Source organism: Streptomyces sp. NPDC014801, from assembly GCF_043082085.1.
Taxonomy (GTDB): Bacteria; Actinomycetota; Actinomycetes; order Streptomycetales; family Streptomycetaceae; genus Streptomyces.
Map to the genome: position 1 here is coordinate 39,443 of NZ_JBIBXG010000013.1, position 18,681 is coordinate 58,123.

Genomic DNA, 18,681 nt, shown 5'->3' on the forward strand with positions numbered 1-18,681 from the left:
GGGGCTTACTGTTGCGTGCCCCGGGCGGGGCGGGGGAAACCGACCCGCCCGGGGTTGCGGTGTGCTTCTAGGCGCCTTCCCTGCGCAGCCGGAACCAGTAGAAGCCGTGCCCGCCCAAGGTCAGCAAGTACGGCAGGTCCCCGATGGCCGGAAAGCGCACCCCGCCGAACAGCTCCACCGGATGGCGCCCGGCGAAGGCCTGCAGATCCAGCTCGGTGGGCTGGGCGAACCGGGAGAAGTTGTTCACGCACAGCACGAGGTCGTCCTCGTACTCGCGCAGGAACGCCAGCACCGCCGGGTTCGACGACGGCAGCTCGATGTACGAGCCGAGGCCGAAGGCGGGGTTCTGCTTGCGGATCTCGATCATCCGGCGGGTCCAGTGCAGCAGCGACGAGGGCGACGCCATGGACGCCTCGACGTTGGTGACCTGGTAGCCGTAGACCGGGTCCATGATCGTGGGCAGGAACAGCCGCCCCGGGTCGCTGGAGGAGAAACCGGCGTTGCGGTCCGGGGTCCACTGCATGGGCGTGCGGACGCTGTCGCGGTCGCCGAGCCAGATGTTGTCGCCCATGCCGATCTCGTCGCCGTAGTAAAGGATCGGCGAGCCGGGCAGGGACAGCAGCAGCGCGGTGAACAGCTCGATCTGGTTGCGGTCGTTGTCCAGCAGCGGCGCGAGGCGGCGGCGGATGCCGATGTTCGCGCGCATCCGCGGATCCTTGGCGTACTCCGCGTACATGTAGTCGCGCTCTTCGTCGGTGACCATCTCGAGCGTGAGCTCGTCGTGGTTGCGCAGGAAGATGCCCCACTGGCAGCCCGACGGAATGGGCGGGGTCTTCGCCAGGATCTCGGAGACCGGGTAGCGGGACTCGCGGCGCACGGCCATGAAGATGCGCGGCATGACGGGGAAGTGGAACGCCATGTGGCACTCGTCGCCGCCGGCGGCGTAGTCGCCGAAGTAGTCGACCACGTCCTCGGGCCACTGGTTGGCCTCCGCCAGCAGCACCGTGTCCGGATAGTGGGCGTCGATCTCCTTGCGGACCCGCTTCAGGAACTGGTGCGTGGCGGGCAGGTTCTCGCAGTTCGTGCCCTCCTCCGCATAGAGATACGGCACCGCGTCCAGCCGGAAGCCGTCGATGCCGAGGTCCAGCCAGAACCGCAGCGCGGAGATGATCTCCTCCTGCACGGCCGGGTTCTCGTAGTTCAGGTCCGGCTGGTGGGAGAAGAACCGGTGGAAGAAGTACTGCTTGCGCACCGGGTCGAAGGTCCAGTTCGACACCTCGGTGTCGACGAAGATGATCCGCGCGTCCTGGTACTGCTTGTCGTCGTCGGCCCACATGTAGTAGTCGCCGTAGGGCCCGTCGGGGTCCTTGCGCGACTCCTGGAACCACGGGTGCTGGTCGCTGGTGTGGTTCATGACGAAGTCGATGATCACGCGCATGCCGCGCTGGTGGGCGGCGTCCACGAACTCCACGAAGTCCGCGAGGTCCCCGAACTCGGGCAGCACGGCGGTGTAGTCCGAGACGTCGTAACCGCCGTCCCTCAGCGGTGACTTGAAGAAGGGCGGCAGCCACAGGCAGTCCACGCCCAGCCACTGCAGATAGTCGAGCTTGGCGGTCAGCCCCTTGAGGTCGCCGACGCCGTCGCCGTTGCTGTCCTGGAAGGACCGGACGAGGACCTCGTAGAAGACGGCACGTTTGAACCAGTCGGGGTCCCGGTCCTTCGCCGGGGTGTCCTCGAATTTGTCCGGGACGGGTTCGTTGACGATCATTGTGTGGGTGACCCTCCGATCTGCGGGGTGGACGGTCGCAGGACGGTGAAGACATGCGCGGGCCTGAAGCCCGGTTCGAGTCGCACGTAGTTGGTCCTGCCCCAGTGATAGGTCTCGCCGGTGAGCTCGTCGCGCACCAGCACCGACTCGTGCCAGTCCAGGCCGAGTTGCGGCATGTCCAACGAGACCGTGGCCTCCTGGGTGTGGTGGGGGTCGAGGTTGGCCACCACCAGAACCGTGTTCGAACCGCTTCGCTTCGAGTATGCGATGACCGCGTCCTGGTCGGCGTGGTGGAAGTGCAGGCCGCGCAGCCGGCGCAGGGCGGGACTGCGGCGCCGGATGTCGTTCAGCCGGGTGATCAGCGGGGCGATGGTGCGACCCTCGCGCTCGGCCGCCGCCCAGTCCCGGGGCCGGAGCTGGTACTTCTCCGAGTCCAGGTACTCCTCGCTGCCCTCCCTGAGCGGCGTGTTCTCGCACAGCTCGTAGCCGGAGTAGATGCCCCAGGCGGGGGAGAGGGTCGCGGCGAGCACCGCGCGCACCTCGAACGCCGGACGGCCGCCGTGCTGGAGGTAGGCGTGCAGGATGTCGGGGGTGTTGGTGAAGAAGTTCGGCCGCATGTAGCTCGCCGCCTCACCCGAGAGTTCGGTGAGGTACTCCGTCAGCTCCTCCTTCGTATTGCGCCAGGTGAAGTACGTGTACGACTGCTGGAAGCCGATCTGGGCGAGGGTGTGCATCATCGCCGGCCGGGTGAACGCCTCCGCCAGGAAGATCACGTCCGGGTCGCTCGCGTTGATGTCCGCGATCACCCGCTCCCAGAAGACCACCGGCTTGGTGTGCGGGTTGTCCACGCGGAAGATCCGCACCCCGTGGTCCATCCAGTGCCGCAGCACCCGCACCGTCTCCGCCACCAGGCCGTCCATGTCGGCGTCGAAGGCGATCGGGTAGATGTCCTGGTACTTCTTCGGCGGGTTCTCCGCGTACGCGATCGTCCCGTCCGGCCGGTGGTGGAACCACTCCGGGTGCTTCTGCACCCACGGATGGTCGGGGGAGCACTGCAGAGCGAAGTCCAGGGCGATCTCCAGGCCGTGCGAGCGCGCCTCGGACACGAACCAGTCGAAGTCCTCGATCGTCCCCAACCGGGGGTGCACCGCGTCGTGCCCGCCCTCCGGCGAGCCGATCGCCCACGGCACACCGACGTCGTCCGGCTCGGCGGTGAGCGTGTTGTTCTTCCCCTTGCGGAACGTCGTGCCGATCGGGTGGATGGGCGGCAGGTAGACGACGTCGAAGCCCATCTCGGCGATCTTCGGCAGCCTGCGGGCGGCCGTGCGGAACGTGCCGTGCGGCTGCTCGGGCGTCCCCTCCGAGCGCGGGAAGAACTCGTACCAGGAGCCGAACAGCGCCCGCTCCCGCTCCACCAGCAGCGGCAACGGCTCGGAGGCCGTGACCAGGTCGCGCAGCGGATGCGCGGCCAGCACCGCGTCCACCTCCGGCGTCAGCGCGGCCGCCAGCCGGGACGCCGAGGGCCGGGACTCGTCGCGCAGCCCGGCCACCGCCTCCAGCAGCACCTGCCGCTGCCGCTCGCCCAGGGGCTCGGCGGCCCGCTCGTACAGCCGCGCGCCCTCCTCCAGCACCAGCTCGGTGTCCATGCCGGCCGGGATCTTGATGGTGGCGTGATGACGCCAGGTGGTGACCGGATCGCTCCAGGCCTCCACCGTGTACGACCACCATCCCGGCTCCCCGGCGGTCACGGTGGCCCCCCAGCGGTCCGTCCCGGGTGCCAGCTCACGCATCGGCGTCCACGGGCCCGGACGGCCCTCGGGGTCCCTGAGGACGACGTTGGCGGCCACGGCGTCGTGGCCCTCGCGGAACACGGTGGCCGAGATCTCGAACGACTCGCCGGTCACCGCCTTCGCCGGCCGGCGGCCGCGCTGCACGACCGGCCGGACGTCCAGGACGGGTATCCGGCCGACGACCGGGCCCGGCGGCGCGGCGGGGGCGGCGGCCGGTGGTGGCGCGGGCGGGGTGCCGGCGGCCGTGCGCGCCGCGGACGGAGGCGCCGCGGTGCTCGGGGTCGGGGGTGCTGACGAGTGGTGCGTGGCGGGCATGACCGCTCCTGTCCGCGTCAACGTGGGTGGGCGGATGGCTGTGGGATGTGGTCCTGCGGTTGTGCCTCAAGGGGTACCCCGGGGCTACCGGAGGAGCCTTCCCACACTCTTCGGGTGGGCAATCCGGCACGTTGTTAACTACTCACGCGTATGTCTACACACAATCCCGGCCTGGTCCAAGACGGCGGCGATCGGTATCCCCGTGGTCCGGATCGGGCCGATCGGGGGTCTGCGCGCCAAGTCCCCGGCGAGGTGGGCACCCGCGCCGGTACCGTCGTAAGGGACGAGCCGGTACATCTCGTGGGTGTGCCGGCGGCAGCCACTCGCGTCGAGGTGACTTGTGAAGGCGATCCGTCGATTCACCGTCCGACCCGTCCTCCCCGAACCGCTCCGGCCGCTCAGCGACCTGGCGCGCAATCTGCGCTGGTCCTGGCACACGGAGACCCGTGACCTGTTCCAGTCCGTGGACCCCGAGCAGTGGGCCGCATCCGGCGGCGATCCGGTGCGGCTCCTGGGCAGCGTGCGCCCGGCACGGCTCGCGGAGCTGGCCGAGGACCGCCGCTTCCTGCGCCGGCTCGCCGCGGCCGCCGGCGACCTGCACGACTACGTGAGCGGAGAGCGCTGGTACCAGGCCCAGACCGGGGACCTGCCCGCCGCCGTCGCCTACTTCTCGCCCGAGTTCGGCATCACCGCCGCGCTGCCGCAGTACTCCGGCGGCCTCGGCATCCTCGCCGGGGACCACCTGAAAGCGGCCAGCGACCTCGGCGTCCCGCTGATCGGGGTGGGCCTGCTCTACCGGCACGGCTACTTCCGGCAGTCCCTGTCCCGGGAGGGCTGGCAGCAGGAGCACTACCCCGTGCTCGACCCCAACGAACTGCCCGTCACCCTCCTCGAGGAGGCCGACGGCACGCCCGCGCGGGTCACCCTCGCCCTGCCCGGCGGCCGCTCGCTGATCGCCCGGATCTGGGTCGCGCAGGTGGGCAGGGTGCCGCTGCTGATGCTGGACTCCGACGTCGAGGAGAACGACCTCGGCGAACGCGGGGTGACCGACCGGCTCTACGGCGGCGGCAGCGAGCACCGGCTGCTGCAGGAGATGCTGCTCGGCATAGGAGGGGTGCGCGCGGTCCGGACGTACTGCCGGCTGACCGGGCACCCCGAGCCGGAGGTCTTCCACACCAACGAGGGGCACGCCGGGTTCCTCGGCCTGGAGCGCATCGCCGAGCTGTGCGACACCGGCCTGGACTTCGACGCCGCGCTGGAGGCGGTGCGGGCGGGCACGGTGTTCACCACGCACACGCCCGTGCCGGCCGGCATCGACCGCTTCGACCGGGAGCTGGTCGCCCGGCACTTCGGGCCCGGCGCGGAGCTGCCGCGCATCGACGTGGACCGGGTGCTGCGGCTGGGCATGGAGACCTACCCCGGCGGGGAGCCCAACCTGTTCAACATGGCCGTGATGGGACTCCGGCTCGCCCAGCGCGCCAACGGCGTGTCCCTGCTGCACGGGCGGGTGAGCCGGGAGATGTTCTCCGGACTCTGGCCGGGATTCGACCCCGAGGACGTGCCGATCACCTCCGTCACCAACGGGGTGCACGCCCCGACCTGGGTCGCCCCCGAGGTGTTCCGGCTCGGCGCCCGGCAGATCGGCGCGCAGCGCGCCGAGGACGCGCTGACCGTGGGCGGCTCCGACCGCTGGGACTCCGTCGCGGACATCCCCGACCAGGTGATCTGGGACCTGCGCCGGGATCTGCGCGAGCAACTGGTGACCGAGGTGCGGCAGCGGCTGCGGGCCTCTTGGCGGCAGCGGGGCGCGGGCGAGGCGGAGCTGGGCTGGGTCGACGGAGTCCTCGACCCGGACGTGCTGACCATCGGGTTCGCCCGGCGGGTGCCGTCGTACAAGCGGCTGACGCTGATGCTGCGGGACCGGGACCGGCTGATGGAGCTGCTGCTGCATCCCGAGCATCCGATCCAGATCGTGGTGGCGGGCAAGGCCCACCCCGCCGACGACGGCGGCAAGCGGCTGGTGCAGGAGCTGGTCCGGTTCGCGGACGACCCGCGGGTGCGGCACCGGATCGTGTTCCTGCCGGACTACGGCATGGCGATGGCGCAGAAGCTGTACCCCGGCTGCGACGTGTGGCTGAACAACCCGCTGCGGCCGCTGGAGGCGTGCGGCACGTCCGGGATGAAGGCCGCGCTGAACGGCTGCCTGAACCTGTCCGTGCTGGACGGCTGGTGGGACGAGTGGTTCCAGCCCGACTTCGGCTGGGCGATCCCCACGGCCGACGGCGCCGGCACCGACGTGGACCGGCGGGACGACCTGGAGGCGGCCGCGCTGTACGAGCTGCTGGAGCAGCGGATCGCTCCGCGGTTCTACGAGCGGGGGCGCGGCGGGCTGCCGGACCGCTGGATCGAGATGGTGCGGCAGACGCTGACGCATCTCGGGCCGAAGGTGCTGGCGGGCCGCATGGTCCGGGAGTACGTCGAGCGGCTGTACACGCCGGCCGCCCAGGCGCACCGCGCGATGACCCCGGACGTGGCGCGGGAGCTGGCCGAGTGGAAGTCCCGGGTGCGGGGCGCCTGGCCGGCGGTGTCCGTGGACCACGTGGAGACGTCGGCGACGAGCGCGACCGCCGAACTGGGGACGACGCTGACGTTGCGGGTGCGGGTGGCGCTCGGCGCGCTGGACCCGGACGACGTGGAGGTGCAGGCGGTGTCCGGCCGGGTGGACGCGGAGGACCGGATCCGGTGCGGGGCGGCGGTGCCGCTGAAGCCGGTGGGCGGGCCGGACGGGGAGGGCCGCTGGAGTTACGAGGGGCCGCTGTCCCTGGACCGGACGGGACCCTACGGGTACACGGTGCGGATCCTGCCGGACCACCGGCTGCTGGCGTCGGGGGCGGACCTCGGTCTGGTGGCGGTGCCGGCGGAGGAGATGGGGGAGGGGGCGGGCGTACTGCTCCGGTGACCCGGGCGCGCCGCCGCCTGAGGGGCCGGGGCGTGGGTGCGGGGCCGGGCGGGCCGGGCGGGTGCGGGTGGATTGTGGCTGGTCGCGCAGTTCCCCCGCGCCCCTCAGGGGCGCCCCGCCCTAGGACTCGTCCTGGGGTGCGCAGAGTTTGCGGAGGACCGTGCCGCAGCGGCGGGCGTAGGCGTGCTGGAAGCCTCGCGTGGCGGCGCCGCCGGCCTTGGCGTACCACTTGGCGGGGCGGCTGAAGGCGGCCACCGTCAGCCAGACCGTGCCGTCCCCCGTGCGGTCGACGACGAAGGCCTCCTCGCCGCATTCGGGGTGGCCGGGCAGGGTGCCGTAGGCCCAGCCGGCCCGGCGGGGTTCCTCGACGGCCCACACGACGCGGCAGGGGGCCTTGATCATGCCGGCGAGGGTGACCGTGACGTCGACACCCTCGGCGGCGCGGTCCGCGCTCGCGTCGATGCCCACGCCCATGGCCCGGTGCATCTCCCAGGTGAGGACCGCGTCGGCGGCCCGGCGGAAGAGGGCCTCACCCTCGCCGAGGCGGGTGGGCACGTACAGGGAGCGGAAGCCGGGCGGACAGGCGGCGAGGTCCTCGCGGGTCGCGCCCACCGCGTCGTACGTGAAGGACATGGGGCCCAAGAGTACGGCGGCACCCGGGACGCCTCCTTCCCGGGTGCCGCCGTGTCCGTGTGGCGTCAGCTGACGTTGACCGCGGACCAGGCGGCGGCGACCGCCTTGTACTCGGTGCTGGTGGAGCCGTACAGCGCCGACGCCGCGTTCAGGGTCGCCGTGCGGGCGCCCTTGTAGTTCGTCGTGGACGTCATGTACGTGGTGAGCGCCTTGTACCAGATCTGCAGCGCCTTGGCGCGGCCGATGCCGGTGACCGTGGAGCCGTTGTACGTCGGCGAGTTGTAGGTCACGCCGTTGATCGTCTTCGAACCGCTGCCCTCCGACAGGAGGTAGAAGAAGTGGTTCGCGACGCCGGACGAGTAGTGCACGTCCTTGGTGCCCACGGTGGAGGACCAGTAGTCGGCGGAGCCGCCGTCCTTGCTGGGCTTGTCCATGTAGCGCAGCGGGGTGCCGTCGCCGTTGATGTCGATCTTCTCGCCGATGAGGTAGTCACCGGGGTCGGAGGCGTTGTTGGCGTAGAACTCCACGCCGGTGCCGAAGATGTCGGAGGTGGCCTCGTTCAGGCCGCCCGACTCGCCGGAGTAGTTCAGGCCGGCGGTGTTGGAGGTGACGCCGTGGCTCATCTCGTGGCCGGCGACGTCGAGGGAGGTCAGCGGGTCCGCGTTGCCGGCGCCGTCGCCGTAGGTCATGCAGAAGCAGCTGTCGTCCCAGAAGGCGTTCACGTACGCGTTGCCGTAGTGGACGCGGGAGTAGGCGCCGACGCCGTTGTTCTTGATGCCGTTGCGGCCGAAGGTGTTCTTGTAGAAGTCCCAGGTCTCGGCCGCGCCGTAGGCGGCGTCGGCGGCCGCCGTCTGGTCGGAGGACGAGGTGGAGGCGGTGCCGGTGCCGAAGACGTTGGTGGAGTTGGCCACCAGGGTGCCCGTGCCGGACGTCTTGCGGGCCAGGTTGTACGTCTTGTGGTTGCCCCGCGCGGTGTCGGTGAGCTGGTACGTCGAGCCCGACTGCACCGAGTTGAGGGTGACCGTGCCGGAGTAGAGCGTCTTGCCGGTCGCGTTCTCGATGCCCTGGTACTCGAAGAGCTTGGCGCCGGTGGCGGCGTCGGTGATGACGTGCAGCTGGTTCGGGGTGCCGTCGTCCTGCAGGCCGCCGACGACCGTCTCGTAGGCCAGGACCGGCTTGCCGGTCGCCGCCCAGATCACCTTGCGCGAGGAGTCGGCCGCCGTCTTCTGCGAGCCGGCCGCCCGGGCCGCGGTCAGCGCCTGCGTCTCGGCCTTGGCCGGGGTCAGGGCCGGGGTGAGGGAGGCCACCTTGATGGCCGCGTTGACGGCCTTGGTGACACCCTTGGCCGCACCGGAGGGCGCCTGGTGCACGACGAGGTCGCCGCCGAGGACGGGCAGTCCGCCGTAGGTGCGCTCGTAGCGGGTGTGCGTGGTGCCGTCGGCGTCCTTGACGACGTCCTTGACGACCAGCTTCTCCTGGGCGCCGAGGCCTATCTGCCGGGCCGTCTCGGCGGCGTCGGCCTGCTTCTGCTGCAGCAGGGAGGTGCGGGCCGCGGCGGAGAGCTGGACGGGCGCGGCCGCGGGTGCGGAGGAGTCCGCCGGGGTCTGGGCGGCCGCGGAACCGGTGGTCAGACCGGTGGTGAGGAGAGCTCCGGCCGCGACGGCGGTGGCGATGGCCAGAGTGGTGCGCTTGTGACGCGCGAAGCGGGGTGTCACACAAGCTCCTTGTGGGGGAGACCGGCGGGTTGTGGGGCAACCGGCCGGGGTGGTCGTGAGGTTGTGCGGCGGGTGAGGGAAGACTGGCACTTAGGGCGCGTACATGTCATGCCCTCGACGTGATGTTGGCCGAAAGTTGACTGTCCGGGAAACGTTGCAGGAATGTAAAAAGCGGGCGCCGCCCCGGGAGTTGCACCACCGGGGCGGAACCCTGCTCGTGCGACGGCGGTTTACGGGAAGGTCAGCTTCCAGCCGTCGATGTAACCCGTGTCGTAGGTCGCCACGTCCTGGACACGCAGCTTCCAGGTGCCGTTGGCCACCTCGGACGAGGCGTTGACCGTATACGTCGCGTGGACGTCGTCCGCCGAGTCCGAACCGCTGGAGTTCTTCAGGCGGTAGGCCGTCCCGTCGGGCGCCAGCAGGTCGATCACCAGGTCACCGCGCCAGGTGTGCACGATGTCCACCGTCACCTGGAGGTTGGACGGCGCGTTGCCGGTGCGCCCGGTGACGTTGATCGAGGACGTGACCGCCGGGCCGTTGTCCGGGATGGAGACGTCGGTGGTGTTCTCGAAGGAGGTGCCGGTGCCGCCGCCACCGCCCGAGCGGGAGCCGACCGCGACGGCCGCCCACGCGTCCTGCACCGCCTTGTACTCCGCGGAGGTGGTGCCGTACAGCTCGCCGGCCGCCGCGAGGGTGCCGGTGCGGGCCGCCGCGTAGTTGGTGGTGGAGGTGAACTTCGTGGTCAGCGCCCGGTACCAGATCTGCAGCGCCTTGTCCCGGCCGATGCCGGTGACCGGAAGCCCGTCCGCGGTCGGCGAGTTGTAGCTGACGCCGTTGATGACCTTGGCGCCGCTGCCCTCCGAGAGCAGGTAGAAGAAGTGGTTGGCGACGCCGGACGAGTAGTGCACGTCCAGGTTGCCGACGCCCGAGTACCAGGAGTCGGCGGAGCCGCCGTCCTTGCTGGGCTTGTCCATGTAGCGCAGCGGGGTGCCGTCGCCGTTGATGTCGATCTTCTCGCCGATGAGGTAGTCGCCGACGTCCGAGGAGTTGTTGGCGTAGAACTCCACACCGGTGCCGAAGATGTCGGAGGTGGCCTCGTTCAGGCCGCCCGACTCGCCGGAGTAGTTCAGGCCGGCCGTGGCGGAGGTGACGCCGTGGCTCATCTCGTGGCCGGCCACGTCCAGGGAGGTCAGCGGGTCGGCGTTGCCGGACCCGTCGCCGTAGGTCATGCAGAAGCAGCTGTCGTCCCAGAAGGCGTTCACGTAGGAGTTGCCGTAGTGGACGCGGGAGTAGGCGGCCTTGCCGTCGTTGCGGATGCCGCTGCGGCCGAAGGTGTTCTTGTAGAAGTCCCACGTGGTCGCGGCGCCGTAGTGCGCGTCGGCGCCCGCGGTGGCGGCGTTCGACGTGGTCCCGTTGCCCCAGGTGTTGGAGGTCTGCGAGAACAGCGTGCCGGTGCCGGACGTCCCGTGGTTCAGGTTGTACGTCTTGTGGCCGCCGCGGTCGCCGTCGGTGAGCGTGTACGTCGAGCCCGACAGGGTCGTGGTCAGCGAGACCGTGCCGCTGTACTGGGTGTTGCCCGTACCGGTCGCGTTCTCGATGCCCTGGTACTCGAAGAGCTTGGCGCCGGTGGCGGCGTCGGTGATGACGTGCAGCTGGTTCGGGGTGCCGTCGTCCTGCAGGCCGCCGACGACCGTCTCGTAGGCCAGGACCGGCTTGCCGGTCGCCGCCCAGATCACCTTGCGCGAGGAGTCGGCGGTGGTCTTGGCCGAGCCCAGGGCCTTGGCGCGCTGCACGGCCTGCCGCTCGGCGGTCGCCCGGGCGACCTTGCCGGTGAGGTCGGCGACCTTCAGCTGGGCGTTCGTCGCCTTGATCACACGCTGCGTCTGTCCGGACGGCGCGCTGTCGACGACCAGGTCGCCGCCGAGCACGGGCAGCCCGCCGTAGGTGCGCTCGTAGCGGGTGTGCGTGGTGCCGTCCGCGTCCTTCACGACGTCCCGGACGACCAGCTTCTCCTGGGCGCCGAGACCGATCCGCGCGGCGGTCTGCGCCTTGGCGGCGTCGGCGTCGCGCAGCAGCTCGGCGCGCTGCGACGGGGAGAGCTTGACGGCCATGTGGGCGGGGTTCGCCTTGCCGGCCACGGGGGCGGCGGGGGCGGCGCTCGCGGCGCCCGACTGGACCGCGGCGGCGAGCAGGGCGGAGACGCCGACCAGGGCGACCGAGGCCGCCCGGCGGTGCAGGGTGTGGGAGGTGCGTCTGCGCGAGGAACTGCTTCTCAACACTGACTCCTTCTGCATGACCGCGGGTCGCGCGGCCAGGGGGAGACCGGGCGGCCGATCGAGCCGTCCGGGCAGAACAGGGAGGTGCGCGTTTCAGGTGCAGGCAGTGCGGTCGCCGACGGCACAGCGAGGAACTGTGGGGTTGCTGTGCAGTGGCCGTGGGAAGAGTGGCAGGAGATCTCGACCCTTGTCAGGAGCGCGTCAGCAACTTGGCTGGAAATCGTCCGTTGTCCGGATGTTCATGTTCGGTATGCGAACCGGCGAGGTGCGGGCCACCTGCGAGGGGCGGTGCAGACCACCTGCCGGGGGGCGGTGCAGACCACCGGCGGGGGCGGTGCGGGCCGTCTGCGGGGCGGACTCAGGCCTCCCACCGCGCGGGCAGCCGCCGCTGCGCGCGCAGCGGTGACAGCAGGAGCAGCACCAGCGGTACGGCCATGACCAGCGCACCCGTCCACAACGCCGCACCGGTGGACCAGTGCCCGGCGACCAGCCCGCCGGCCAGCGCGCCCAGCGGGGTCACCCCCTGCACGACCACGCCGTAGGCGGCCGTCACCCGGCCCAGGTACGCGTCCGGGGTGACCCGGGCCCGCAGCCCCGCGGTGGACACCGCCCGGCCCACCACGGCCACCCCGATGAGGACTTCCGCCGACGCCATCAGCGGCACCGCGGCCCCCCGGAAGACCTCCGCGAGCGGCGCCGCCACGACCGCGAGCGGGGCCAGTGCGGAGAACAGCAGCGTCATCCGGATCTCCCCGTACCGGCGCCGCAGCCGGGGCGCCAGCAGGGAGGTGGCGAACCCGGCCAGCGCCCCCAGCGAGGACAGCAGGCCGAACATCCAGGCCGCCAGACCGAGTTGATCGAGGAGGAACACCGGCAGCATGGCCAGGACTGCCCCCGCGCCGAGGTTGTTCAGCGCCGCCTGCTGCAGCAGCAGGCGCAGCAGCGGCTGCCGGAACAGCAGCCCCAGCCCCTCGGCCACCTCCCGTCCGAACCGCAGCTCCTGCCCGTCCCCGCCCCGGGCCACGTCCCCCTGCGGCTCCAGCCGCCGCAGCAGCAGCACCGACACCAGCTGGCCCAGCGCGGCGACGCCGTACAGCACCGGCGCGGCCACGCCCTGCGTGAGCGCGCCCGCGACCCCCGGCGACACCGCCCTGAGCGCGGTCTCCGAGGACTGCAGACGGGCGTTGCCGTCCGCCACCCGCCGGCGCGGCAGCAGCCGCGGCAGCACACTGCTGTGCGCCACGTCGAAGAAGACCCCGGCCACACTCACCACCAGCGCCACCACCGCCAGCTGAGCCACCGTCAGCACACCGAGCCCGTGGGCCACGGGGATACTGGCGAACGCGGCGGCGCAAGCCACGTCCGCCCCCACCAGCACCGGCTTCTTGCGCAGCCGGTCGACCCACACACCGGCGGGCAGGCCCACCGTGAGATAGCCGGCCCGGCCGCACACGAAGACCACGCTCATCGCGAGCGGCGAGGCGTGCAGCAGCACCAGCGCCGTCACCGGCAGCGCGAAACCGGCCACCTCGGACGCCGCGAACCGGAAGGTGTTGGCGGCCCACAGGCGCCGGAAGCCCGGCGCCCGTAACACCTCGGAGTCGTCCGTGACCGGGTCCTGGCCGGTGGCCGCCGTCACGCCAGGCTGTCTCGCCAGGCCCGGTGCAGGGCGGAGAAGCGGCCGGTGCCCTCGATCAGCTCGGCCGGGGTGCCGTCCTCCACGATCCGGCCATGCTCCATCACCAGCACCCGGTCGGCGATCTCCACCGTCGACAGCCGGTGCGCGATCACCACGGCCGTGCGCCCCTGGAGCACCGTCGCCATCGCCCGCTGCACCGCCCGCTCCCCGGGGATGTCCAGCGAACTGGTCGCCTCGTCCAGGATCAGCACCGCCGGATCGGCCAGCAAGGCCCGAGCGAACGCGACCAGTTGCCGCTGCCCCGCGGAGATCCGCCCGCCCCGCTTGCGTACGTCGGTGTCGTAGCCGTCGGGCAGCGCGCTGATGAACTCGTGCGCGCCGATCGCCTTCGCGGCCCGCTCGATATCCTCCCGGCTCGCCTCCGGACGCCCCAGCGCGATGTTCTCGGCGACCGTCCCGGAGAACAGGAACGCCTCCTGGGTCACCATCACCACCCCGCGCCGCAGCTCCGGCACGGCCAGGTCACGCAGGTCCACGCCGTCCAGCAGCACCCGCCCCTCGGTCGGGTCGTAGAACCGGGCGAGCAGCTTGGCCAGCGTCGACTTGCCCGCGCCGGTCGAGCCGACCACCGCCACCGTCTGCCCCGCCGGCAGCGTCAGATCGAAGCGGGGCAGCACCTCGCCGCCGGTGCGGTAGGCGAAGCGCACCCCGTCGAAGACGACCTCGCGGCCGGGGTGCTCACCGGCGAGCGGCGGCAGCTCCCTGGGCCGCTCCGGCTCCGGCACGGTCGGCGTCTGGGCGAGAAGGCCCGCGATCTTCTCCAGGGACGCGGCCGCCGACTGGTAGGAGTTGAGGAACATCCCCAGCCGGTCGATCGGGTCGTACAGCCGCCGCAGATACAGCACCGCCGCCGCCAGCACCCCGAGCTCCAGCGAGCCGCCGGCCACCCGGTAGGCGCCCCACAGCACGATTCCGGCCACCGCGGTGTTGGCGACCAGCCGGGAGCCGACGACGTAGCGGGCCATCTCCAGCAGCGCGTCGCCGTTGGTGCGCTCGTGGCGCCGGTTCAGCACCCGGAACTCGGCGTCGTTGGCCGCCTCGCGGCGGAACGCGCGCACCGGGCGGATGCCGTTCATCGTCTCCACGAACTTCACGATCACCGAGGCGATCGCGGTCGAGCGCCGCCGGTACACCTCGCCCGCCCGCCGCTGGTAGACGCGCACCAGCAGGTACAGCGGCACGAACGAGGCCACCGCGACCGCGCCGAGGCCCAGATCCAGCCACAGCAGCATGGCCGAGATGTACACGAACGACAGGATGACCGTGACCAGCTCCTGCAGGCCCTCGCTGAGCAGCTCCCGCAGCGACTCCACGTCCGTGGTGGAGCGGGAGATCAGCCGGCCCGAGGTGTACCGCTCGTGGAAGTCGATGCTGAGGGCCTGGGCGTGCCGGAAGATCCGGCCGCGCAGATCCAGCAGCACGTCCTGGTTGACCCGCGCCGAGGCGGTGATGAACACGAACTGCAGCGCCCCCGAGACCGCCGCGCACAGCAGATAGCCGACGGCGACCGCGACCAGCGGACCGTGGTCGCCGGCCCGGAACGCCGGAACGGCCCGGTCGATGGCGTACGCCACCAGCAGCGGGCCCGCCTGCACGGCCGCCTGCTGGAGCAGCAGCACCAGCGTGGTCAGCGCGACCCGCGCCCGCATCGGCGCCAGCAGGGAGCGCAGCAGCGCGGCGGTGGCGCCCGGCGGGGAGGGCAGGACGTCCCGGTCGAAGGGGTCGCCGTCCCCCTTGCGGCGGGGCGGCTCGTCCTCGCCGGCGGCGGGGACGGACGTCGTGGGGGCCGTCATTCCTGATCCTCCTCCGGGCCGTCCAGGCCCGACATCAGATGCGCGTACTCGGCGTTGGTGTGCAGCAGTTCCTGGTGGGTGCCGACCGCGGCGATCCGGCCGCCCGACAGCAGGGCGACCCGGTCGGCGAGCAGCACCGTGGAGGGGCGGTGCGCGACGATCAGCGCCGTGGTGCCGTCGAGCACCTGGCGCAGCGCCGCCTCCACCGCGGCCTCCGTGTGCACGTCCAGCGCGGACAGCGGGTCGTCCAGCACCAGGAAACGGGGCCGGCCGACGACCGCACGGGCCAGCGCGAGACGCTGACGCTGACCGCCGGACAGGCTCAGGCCCTGCTCGCCGACCTGGGTGTCGGTGCCCTCGGGGAGCGCGTGCACGAAGTCGGCCTGGGCGACGGCCAGGGCGCGCTGAAGATCGTCGCGGCCGGCGGCGTCGCCGGCGCCCATGAGGACGTTCTCGCCGACGCTCGCCGAGAACAGGGTGGGCTCCTCGAAGGCGACGGCCACCTTGGCGCGCAGCTCCTCGCGGTCCATCGCGGTGATGTCCTCGCCGTCCAGGGTGATCCTGCCGGAGGTCACCTCGTGCAGCCGGGGGACCAGCGCCGTGAGGGTGGTCTTGCCGCTGCCGGTGGCGCCGACCAGGGCCATGGACTCGCCGGGGCGGATGTGCAGGTCGACGCGGTCCAGGACGGGCGGGGAGTCCGGCGGCGCGTCCGGGTAGCGGAAGGTGACCTGGTGCAGCCGCAGGCCCTCCTCGTCGTACCGCCTGCGCGCGGCGGCCGCGGTGGAGGACTCCGGGACCTCGTCCATCACCTCGAAGTACCGCTCGGTCGCCGTCGCCGCCTCCTGGCTCATCGCCAGCAGGAAGCCGATGGACTCCACCGGCCAGCGCAGGGCCAGCGCCGTGGACAGGAAGGCCACCAGCGTGCCCGCGGACAGCCCGCCGTCCGCGACCTGCACGGCCCCCACGACCAGCGCCGCCCCGATCGCCACCTCCGGCAGCGTCACGATGACCGCCCAGATCACCGCCAGCAGCCGCGCCTTGTGCAGCTCGGTGCCGCGCAGGGTGCGCGAGAGGTCGCGGAAGGCACGGGCCTGGCTGCGGTGGCGTCCGAATCCCTTGATGATCCGGATGCCGAGCACGCTCTCCTCGACGACCGTCGTCAGATCGCCGACCTGGTCCTGCGCGCGGCGCGCCACGTCGGCGTACCGCTTCTCGAAGACCACGCACATCACCATCAGGGGCACCGCCGGACCGAGGATGACCAGGCCCAGCGTCCAGTCCTGGGCCAGCATGATCAGCACGCCGACCAGGATCGTCACCCCGTTGACCAGCAGGAACGTCAGCGGGAAGGCGAGGAACATCCGCAGCAGCATCAGGTCGGTCGTGCCGCGCGAGAGCAGCTGCCCGGACGCCCACCGGTCGTGGAAGGCCACCGGCAGCCGCTGCAGATGCCGGTAGAGGTCCGCCCGCATCTCCGCCTCGACGTGCGACAGCGGCCGCGCCACCAGCCACCGCCGCAGCCCGAACAGCAGCGCCTCGGCGAGCCCGAGCAGCAGCAGGTACAGCGCGCCGAGCCACACCCCGGCCGGGTCCCGGTCCGCGATCGGGCCGTCCACCATCCACTTCAGCACGAGCGGGATCACCAGCCCGACCAGGGAGGCGAGGATCGCGACGAAGGCCGCGGTGAACAGCCGCGCCCGCACGGGCCGCACATACGGCCACAGGCGCAGCAAGGTCCGCACGGCGGACCGGTCCCGGGTGGTTGCACGTGTCGTGGACATCAGCAGCGAGCCTACGGATCGCCACTGACATCGCCCACCGAGTTTCGGCCGGACCCCCCTCGGCCGCTGGTCCTACGACCGGCCGGACGACGTCGCCGGGCGGCCGGTTCGTACCGGCCGGAGGACGCGCCGGGCGGCCGGGTCGTACCGGCCGGGGGACGTCGCCGGGCGGCCGGGTCGTACCGGCCGGGGGACGTGGCCGGGCGGCCGGGTCGTACCCGCGCATCAACCGATCGGCTGATGCCGTTTCGAGCGCGACGGCCGATGCCGCGCACGGCGCCGCGCCGCGACGCTGGTGCCATGCCCGACATCCCCGTCATCGAGGTCACCGACCTGCGCAAGTCCTACGGCGGCCGCCCGGTCGTCGACAACGTCTCCTTCACCGTCCAGGAGGGCGAGATCTTCGGGATCCTCGGCCCCAACGGCGCCGGCAAGACCACCACCGTCGAATGCGTGGAGGGCCTGCGCGTCCCCGACGCCGGCCGGGTCCGCGTCGCTGGCCTCGACCCGGTCGCCGACCACGAACAGGTCGCCCGCCTGCTCGGCGCCCAGCTCCAGCAGAGCGAACTGCAGCCCAAGCTCACCGTCCGCGAGGCCCTGGAGCTGTACGCCGCCTTCTACGACCGCCCGCTCGACTGGCGGCCGCTCGCCGAACGCCTCGCCCTGACCGAGAAGCTCACCACCCGCTTCGCCAAGCTGTCCGGCGGGCAGAAGCAGCGGCTGTTCATCGCGCTCGCCCTGATCGGCAACCCCCGCGTCGTCGTCCTCGACGAGCTCACCACCGGCCTCGACCCGCGGGCCCGCCGCGACACCTGGCAGCTGATCGAGGACGTGCGGGCGAGCGGGGTCACCGTCCTGCTGGTCACCCACTTCATGGAGGAGGCCCAGCGGCTGTGCGACCGCATCGCGGTCATCGACCGCGGCCGCGTCGCCGCCCTGGACACCCCCGACGGGCTCATCCGCCGCTCGGCCGGCGCCACCGTCATCAGCTTCACCCCGTCCGCGCCGCTCGACGAGCACGCCCTCGCCGCGCTGCCCGGGCTCGCCGCCGTCGAGCACAAGGACGGCCGGGTCACCCTCTCCGGCACCGACGCCACCGTCAACGCCGTGATCACCCTCCTCGCCCGCCACCACATCACCGCCCACCAACTGCGCGTCACCGACGCCACCCTCGACGACGCGTTCCTGGACCTGACGGAGGCCGCCCGATGACCGCCCTGAACCCCGCCGTGCTGCGCACCGAGGTCCGCCTGTTCCGCCGCGAACCCGGCGCCGTCTTCTGGATCCTGCTCTTCCCGACGCTGCTGCTGGCGATCCTCGGCTCCGTCCCGTCCTTCCGCCGGCCCGACGACTCCCTCGGCGGCCTGCGCACGGTCGACGTCTACGTGCCGGTGGCGGTGCTGCTCGGCCTGATCGTCGGCGGGGTGCAGAGCATGCCGCAGACCCTCACCGGCTACCGCGAACGCGGCATCCTGCGCCGCATGTCCACCACCCCGGTCCGCCCCGCCGCCCTGCTCGCCGCCCACACCGTGGTGTACGGCGGTGCCGCCCTGCTGTCCGCGCTGCTCGCCCTGGCGGTGGGCCGCATCGCCTTCGGCGTGACCCTGCCCCGGCAGGCCGCCGGATACCTGCTCGCGCTGCTGCTCGCGGTCCTGGCCGCCCTCGCGATCGGCGCGGTGGTCTCCGCCCTGTCGCGCACCACGAAGATCGCCGGAGCGATCGGGTCGGCGGTGTTCTTCCCGATGATGTTCTGCGCGGGCGTCTGGGTGCCCGTGCAGGCCATGCCGGACACCCTCGCCCGCATCGTGGGCTGGACGCCGTTCGGCGCGGCCGCGCAGGCCCTGAACCAGGCCGCCGCCGGCCACTGGCCCGGCTGGGGCCACCTCGGGGTGCTCGCCGCCTGGACCGTCCTGCTGACGGGCGCGGCGACGCGCTGGTTCCGCTGGGAGTAG

11 protein-coding genes are annotated in these 18,681 nt (G+C 72.0%); 3 read left to right on the forward strand and 8 right to left on the reverse strand.

The features are described from left to right. Nucleotides 1-67 precede the first annotated feature (67 nt). Complete coding sequence (treS, locus tag ACF1AL_RS29735; protein WP_384206805.1) at nt 68-1,768, reverse strand: maltose alpha-D-glucosyltransferase; 1,701 nt, start codon at nt 1,766-1,768, stop codon at nt 68-70. Further along, on the reverse strand, nt 1,765-3,873 hold the full coding sequence (locus tag ACF1AL_RS29740) for a maltotransferase domain-containing protein (protein ID WP_391828165.1): 2,109 nt from the start codon (nt 3,871-3,873) through the stop codon (nt 1,765-1,767). The genes treS and ACF1AL_RS29740 overlap by 4 nt, the downstream gene beginning before the upstream one ends. Before the next feature lie 340 nt (nt 3,874-4,213). Between ACF1AL_RS29740 and ACF1AL_RS29745 the strand changes: the two genes are divergently transcribed. Then, a complete protein-coding gene (locus ACF1AL_RS29745) occupies nt 4,214-6,832 on the forward strand; it encodes a glycosyltransferase family 1 protein (protein ID WP_391828167.1) in 2,619 nt (872 codons plus the stop codon). Nucleotides 6,833-6,952: 120 nt separating this feature from the next. Here the strand turns inward: ACF1AL_RS29745 and ACF1AL_RS29750 are convergent, their stop codons facing one another. The 6 genes from ACF1AL_RS29750 to ACF1AL_RS29775 all read right to left on the reverse strand — a co-directional run bounded on the left by ACF1AL_RS29750 (nt 6,953) and on the right by ACF1AL_RS29775 (nt 16,729). Further along, entirely contained in the window at nt 6,953-7,465 is a 513-nt protein-coding gene (locus ACF1AL_RS29750) for a DUF1990 domain-containing protein (protein WP_366839400.1), read from the reverse strand. Between the two features lie 65 nt (nt 7,466-7,530). Beyond that, nucleotides 7,531-9,180: a M4 family metallopeptidase gene (locus tag ACF1AL_RS29755; protein WP_391828169.1), complete on the reverse strand. Its 1,650-nt coding sequence runs from the start codon at nt 9,178-9,180 to the stop codon at nt 7,531-7,533. Between the two features lie 230 nt (nt 9,181-9,410). Continuing rightward, nucleotides 9,411-11,456, reverse strand: coding sequence for a M4 family metallopeptidase (locus ACF1AL_RS29760; RefSeq protein WP_366839403.1), 2,046 nt, complete (start codon nt 11,454-11,456; stop codon nt 9,411-9,413). 358 nt (nt 11,457-11,814) lie between these two features. Continuing rightward, entirely contained in the window at nt 11,815-13,095 is a 1,281-nt protein-coding gene (locus ACF1AL_RS29765) for an MFS transporter (protein ID WP_391828170.1), read from the reverse strand. Further along, nucleotides 13,092-14,948: an ABC transporter ATP-binding protein gene (locus tag ACF1AL_RS29770; protein WP_391698082.1), complete on the reverse strand. Its 1,857-nt coding sequence runs from the start codon at nt 14,946-14,948 to the stop codon at nt 13,092-13,094. Before ACF1AL_RS29770 ends, ACF1AL_RS29765 begins: the two co-directional genes overlap by 4 nt. Further along, the gene (locus tag ACF1AL_RS29775) at nt 14,945-16,729 is read right to left on the reverse strand and encodes an ABC transporter ATP-binding protein (protein ID WP_391698085.1); all 1,785 of its coding nucleotides are present in this window, start codon (nt 16,727-16,729) and stop codon (nt 14,945-14,947) included. Before ACF1AL_RS29775 ends, ACF1AL_RS29770 begins: the two co-directional genes overlap by 4 nt. Nucleotides 16,730-17,029: 300 nt before the next feature. On the opposite strand from ACF1AL_RS29775, the gene ACF1AL_RS29780 reads away from it, so the two are divergent. Further along, complete coding sequence (locus tag ACF1AL_RS29780) at nt 17,030-17,941, forward strand: ABC transporter ATP-binding protein (protein WP_391828172.1); 912 nt, start codon at nt 17,030-17,032, stop codon at nt 17,939-17,941. Between the two features lie 5 nt (nt 17,942-17,946). Then, on the forward strand, nt 17,947-18,681 hold the full coding sequence (locus tag ACF1AL_RS29785; RefSeq protein ID WP_391819814.1) for an ABC transporter permease: 735 nt from the start codon (nt 17,947-17,949) through the stop codon (nt 18,679-18,681).

Bases quoted from the DNA above. Each gene is read 5' to 3' on its own strand.
- ACF1AL_RS29750 (WP_366839400.1), bottom strand. From the start codon at position 7,465: ATGTCCTTCACGTACGACGCGGTGGGCGCGACCCGCGAGGACCTCGCC.
- ACF1AL_RS29740 (WP_391828165.1), bottom strand. From the start codon at position 3,873: ATGCCCGCCACGCACCACTCGTCAGCACCCCCGACCCCGAGCACCGCG.
- ACF1AL_RS29775 (WP_391698085.1), bottom strand. From the start codon at position 16,729: ATGTCCACGACACGTGCAACCACCCGGGACCGGTCCGCCGTGCGGACC.
- treS (WP_384206805.1), bottom strand. From the start codon at position 1,768: ATGATCGTCAACGAACCCGTCCCGGACAAATTCGAGGACACCCCGGCG.
- ACF1AL_RS29780 (WP_391828172.1), top strand. From the start codon at position 17,030: ATGCCCGACATCCCCGTCATCGAGGTCACCGACCTGCGCAAGTCCTAC.
- ACF1AL_RS29770 (WP_391698082.1), bottom strand. From the start codon at position 14,948: ATGACGGCCCCCACGACGTCCGTCCCCGCCGCCGGCGAGGACGAGCCG.